Source organism: Dietzia maris (assembly GCF_014144855.1).
In the GTDB taxonomy this organism is placed as follows: Bacteria; Actinomycetota; Actinomycetes; order Mycobacteriales; family Mycobacteriaceae; genus Dietzia; species Dietzia kunjamensis.
The window spans coordinates 1-5,319 of record NZ_JAALDN010000493.1 but is presented as its reverse complement, the minus strand read 5'-3'; the positions used below and the strand labels follow the sequence as shown (position 1 = coordinate 5,319).

Here is a 5,319-nt window from a genome sequence, read left to right as displayed (position 1 = left end):
CCGGATCAACGCACTCTAAATCCGGAAGGGCCAGGTAACCGCATGACCCGCCCGTCGACCGTCACCGCCGCGTCGTGGATCTGGCTGTTCTGCGGCCTGTTCAGCACGCTCACCATCACAGGCGTGCTGGCGGCGACCGACCTGCTCGCGTTCGTCGTGCCGCTCGGCGGCACCGAGGACGCGTCGACCACCGCCCCGGGGGTCGCATGGATCGGCGCGCTCATCGCGATGGGCGTGGTGTCGGCGATAGTCCTTCAGGTGGTGGCCGCGGTGAAACTGCGCGACGGCGAACGGTGGGCGCGGGCGCTGCTGACGATCGCGGCAGGCCTCACGCTGGTCACCGCGCTCTGGGACATCACCCTGTGGTCGGCGTGGGTGCTGCTCGGGGCCCACCTGGTGGCGTTCGTCCTAGCGTACACCGATTCCGCCACCGCGTACCTCGAGGTCCGGTCCCCCGACCCGGCGTGGGCGCCGGTCTACGCGTAACCCGGGCAACGAGGGCCGCTGGTCACACCGGCTGCCTACTGCTCACACTTCGCGAGATCCGTCTCCTCCGTCGGCATTCCCTCCGGGGTGAAGTGCGTGACCATCACCACGAGGTCCTCTGACCCCTCGTTGACGGTCTCGTGCACGTACCGAGGGTCTTCGACCACCGAGTCGCCAGCGCGGTAGACGTGGACCCCGCCGTGATATGCGTCGGCGTAGTGGGTGAGCTCGCCCTGCTCCACCACCACGACGAGTTGCCTGTGGTGGCAGTGTCGGCCGGTGCCGACCCCGGGCGCGAGGGTGATCCTGCGGTGCGTCACCTTCACCCCGTCGGTGCCGCCGTCCACGGCCAGCTCGATGGGTTCGTCCTGTTGACCTTCGACGATGTCCAGAGCGCGGATGGTATCCCGCTCCACTACAGGAGGCTCGGTCGATTGCGGGCTGCACGCGGCCATCGCCAGCACGGGTAGTGCGACGGCGAGTGCGACGCCGCCTCGGATCGATGGGCGCGTCATGGACACTCCCCCGCGTCCGCTCGGACAGTCTCGACTCCACAGGCTCGGCACCACGCTAACGCACACCGAGCCTGGGGTGAAGGAACGATCACGAAAGGTGGGTGGAGGCGAATTGGGACGGGTGGAAGGGGCTATGGCAGGGGGGCCCAGCTGAACTAACTCGCAGGGCTTTAGCCTTTACCAGAATGCTCACCAGAATTGGGAGAAGGTCCACGGCTCGCGCACGTACAGGACCTAGGTCGAACCCGAGCGTGACCTGGAGTGTCTTAGATTTCCCCCCAGTAGTGGTCGCGAAAACGCGAGAAATCTCTACAAAGACGTCCAATGGGACCTAGCTGGTTAGCAAATCGGCCCGAATGCCATACCTGAACCGAACCAGTCTGTTCAGACACAGACTATCAGCCTGCGCACTGCGCCTGTATTCGCTAGTTGGCAATAAGCTGGGAGACCGAGTCCAGATTTAACCGAAGACGATCGAATCGTCCGCCCCCTAAACGCGCAGCGGACGCAGACCAAAGTGGTCTAATTGTGTCCTCTATTTTGCGAACCAAGGAGCGGCTGGAGTATTCGCGCAGCTCGAAACAGCCCACGAACTTACTTTCGATAACTTGGCCTTCGTATCCTTTTTGGGACCGCAACAGACGTGCGCCCACTTCATCGGCCAGTTCGGGCAACGAACCAGCTCTTGAGGGGGACTGTCGACGGAGCGCAAGAGAAGCGGCCCGTATAGACCAGATACCGTAACTGACTTGTTTGCGGTCTACCTCAAACATGAAATCACTATCGAGACTTGCCGCCGCCAACGCTAGTGCAAACTCGTACTCGTGACACAGACGAGCAGAAACTGATAAGTCGTTCAGTAGTACCCGAATGGACTCCTCGACCATACTCAATTCGTCAAGATGGGAAGTAACCGCGAGTCCATAACTCAGAGCTTGCTCTGGGTCGTGGTCCCGCATGAATCGGCAGTGGTTAACTCGCGAGGAGAGAAGCGGGCCGGACCCTTCGATCGCCCCCCGCGAGGCATTGTACCCCTCCAAGAATACGGAATGGCCGATAGCGAAGCGAAACGCTTTGATTCCCGGACTACTCTTGAAGCCACCGTTCGCCCAGGCACGGCCGCCAGCCAAACCAATTAACCGACAGATCGCGTCCGACTCGCCAGACTCGCGAACTATATCGATCACCGCCTCGGCAATCGATAGATGCCGGGCGTAGAGCAGATCACCCGAGAACGAAACGAAGGCCTCACGACCCAGAATTTTCAGCGCTCGGCCATCAGGAAACGCGCCATTTGGGTTCAACATGTACTTGATTAACTCAACGGAGAGGCCGCAACCAGCGTCAGCATGGGGATCAAACCGAACTTGCATGAAACACACTGCACCAAAAATCTGCGCTAGGTTCACATCGGAGCCATTCGTTGCCGAGATTGTGCGAAACTTATCGACAAGGTTCTCGACGCGACCCCTGAGGTGCCGTGCGGAGCGTATGCCGAGGACGGCACCAAAAAGAGTGTTTCCTTCAGCACCCGGTGCGCCGACAGCCGCCGATCTGATACGCGAAGCAACGTCTTCGACGGTCAAATACTGATCGCCGTAGGGCGACAATCCATGATCACGCCAAGCCGACGCCAACGCCGAAGCATCTTCTGATTGAATTCCCTGAAAGTACACAGTCTTGAAGTATGGCCTCACTTGCGCCATAGAGCGATTCCAGAATCGGTCGTGACAAGTGAAAAGGAACTTAAGTCGATCTCCTTCATCGCGCCAGGTGTTAATAGTGGCGATAACGTCTGTGGCCACTATATCTACTTCGTCTACGACCACGCAGACTTTCTCGAATTTCTCGAGCAAATCGGAAAGCCAGCCACCAGAAATCGGCGGAGCACTTGAATTGTGCCAAATATAACTCCAGTCCGGATTCTCCGAGGCGAGGATAACCACTGACTGCATCAAGGCTAACGATTTCCCCTCACCCATTGGCCCGATTGCCGCGACACCCGAACTCGTGTCCCCCCAGAACTCGCGCCGAGACACCTCAAGCAGCGTCACAGACGACTCCAGCATCGGCCACACTCCGGGGGCCGCATCGAGCCATTCAGGCCTTCGCCCGTCCGCGAAGCCAGAATTGGGTATGGAATTGTACCCTGCGCCCTCTTCTCGCGCTTCCGACGAAATCAGCGTGTAGCCAGCGGGAGAGTCTCTAAAGATTTCCTCGATGTAGGAGTTCTCAATTATCTTTATCGGAGTAGAAGAAAAGAGATCCGCAGCGTTGACCCCGAAGTAAGTCGACACAGCAGGGTGCCCTTGAAGTCGAACTAGTTGCTCATTCCTCTCAATCGAGCTTTCCTTCCGACTATGGACGCTCCAACAAACATCTGTGTCGTACAGATCGTCGTGCTCAACGTACGACAGGAGAGTTTCCATGAAAGTATCCGACCAACCCCCGTAACCCGCCACAAGGACCGTACTCTCCTGAAAGTACTTCCTCAGCAGTTCCGAAACTGCCGGACGCTCACGACGGAGTTCCTTAATAGAGTTGATCGAATAGTCCGAAAGCCAATAGCCGTGTAGATGTATGACCGGGGTCGATGTGGGACTCTTCATGAGCCGTTCGTCAGGCATCTTGTCAAACGCGAGGGGAACGGCCTCGCATGATACCCCCTCCAAGCGGAGGCCAATTTCTACTAGCGGGTCAAAGTTAGTTGTGAATATCGGACCCCTCGCCGAGGCCGGCAGCCCTGAGTACCATTGCGCGAATGATTTGATGGAGTCGGTTAGCTTCCAAGTCCCCTTCCGCTCGAGTTGATGGCCGAGGTTTCTGTTAAACTGGTCGTCTACTAATTTCTCGGGGTCGACATCCACGCAGGCGCTCAAAACGGCCTTCCGTACAGCGTTCTGCACCCCGCGTGGGCCTTTTAACGTCGAGAGCCGTACAGCCGCTGCCTGGTAGCGCTCGACGTCGTCCTCGTACTCGCGGAGATCGGTCATGCACCTTCTTTGGTCCGGCCGATCCAGCTCGCGAACGAATAGTTCCGTGAGCTCGCTAGAGTTCGGCACTGCTCCGACGGTCAAGCCAGAACCCAGCACGGGAACGATTCGCTTCTTGGCGTCGTTTACGCTGTAGGCAAGCCTGCCCTGCAGCTCAGAGACCCCTGGTAAAAATCCGGTCACCCAAAGGAGGCTATCGCGGCGAGAGTCTCCGTAGGTGTGGTCTTGAAAATTAAGGCCCCTTGACCTCCGCCACAAGCTGCCGGCGATACGCTGGCCTCGGGCCCCGACGAAGCCCCTCAGGTAGCCTGGCGCCTAGACTGGCACGTTCTGATCTTGGGCGTTATGGTTCGGCGGGCGGTATCCAGCGGGGGCCGACCGTTCCGATAGCAGCTCCCTCTGTGGCCGGCCTAGCCACGAAGCCTAATAAGATCCAAGCCCAAACGTTCGATTGGCTAACTAGCCTCGATCGTCTTGACTGTAGGCTTTTTCGAAAGATCGAATGAGCATTCACTCGAGCCCGCCAATCACGAATTTCCGTGGCAGATCCTTCGGTGCTGCAAGCGGTAGCGTGTGTCCGAACTTTGAAATCTTCGCGTGGCCGCCGGCGGCAATGTACGCCGCCTCATGCTGTCGGGCCGAGCCTCCACCGGGCGGCGCGTAAGCGGCCGGGCCGACCTCCGGTGATCCATCTATCGCTTAACCGCCACTACTTGTATCGGATCTGGGGAGAGCGCCGTCTCCGCCCCCGGATGCGGGAGTAAGTGCCCACTACCAATGGCCACACCACACGCGACCGGCCTCGGCCAAGTCCACATCCTGGGCAACATCGTCGAAAAGGACGAAATTGTGAGGAATGACTCGCTTGGCGGTGTCCCGGCACCGGATCACGTTCACGTTTTCCCAGCTCGCTGCGCGGTGATTGCCCACTTGTGACCGCTCGCGAGACGCCGACCTGGACTTGCCGCGAGCGCGAATCGGCCGAAGCCGGCCAACGCTCGCCGGGGACCGCCGAACCCCCGAGACCTACCCAGTCCGCTGCCGCCCCGCCAGCTTGTGCCGGTCGAGTTCAGTCATCCCGCCCCAGACGCCGTAGAGCTCGCCGGCCTCGATCGCGAACTTCCGGCAGGTCTCGAGCACGGCGCAACCGGCGCAGATCGCCTTGGTTGCGTCCTCCTTGCGACGACGCACTCCCTTGGGCTCGTCCTCCGCACTGTAGAAGAGGTCGGGGTCCCCGATGCACGCTCCGTCGTCCCTCCAAGCCCAGTACTCCGATGTGGGTTTCAGATTCCTGAACTGGACCGTTCCCGCTCTGGTGGACACCC

Annotated in this window: 3 protein-coding genes and 1 pseudogene; 1 reads left to right on the top strand and 3 read right to left on the bottom strand. The window is 59.7% G+C overall.

The window, feature by feature from the left end; all coding sequences use genetic code 11:
- Positions 1 to 486: pseudogene (locus G6024_RS15170) on the top strand (hypothetical protein); the annotation flags it as partial.
- 35 nt (positions 487 to 521) lie between these two features.
- On the opposite strand, the gene G6024_RS15165 reads toward G6024_RS15170, so the two are convergent.
- The 3 genes from G6024_RS15165 to G6024_RS15155 form a co-directional block, all read right to left on the bottom strand.
- Complete coding sequence (locus tag G6024_RS15165) at positions 522 to 902, bottom strand: cupin domain-containing protein (RefSeq protein ID WP_159149085.1); 381 nt, start codon at positions 900 to 902, stop codon at positions 522 to 524.
- Between the two features lie 524 nt (positions 903 to 1,426).
- On the bottom strand, positions 1,427 to 4,177 hold the full coding sequence (locus tag G6024_RS15160) for a P-loop NTPase (RefSeq protein ID WP_159149084.1): 2,751 nt from the start codon (positions 4,175 to 4,177) through the stop codon (positions 1,427 to 1,429).
- An 843-nt stretch (positions 4,178 to 5,020) separates the two neighbouring features.
- On the bottom strand, positions 5,021 to 5,317 hold the full coding sequence (locus G6024_RS15155) for a WhiB family transcriptional regulator (protein WP_159149083.1): 297 nt from the start codon (positions 5,315 to 5,317) through the stop codon (positions 5,021 to 5,023).
- Between the last annotated feature and the right edge of the window lie 2 nt (positions 5,318 to 5,319).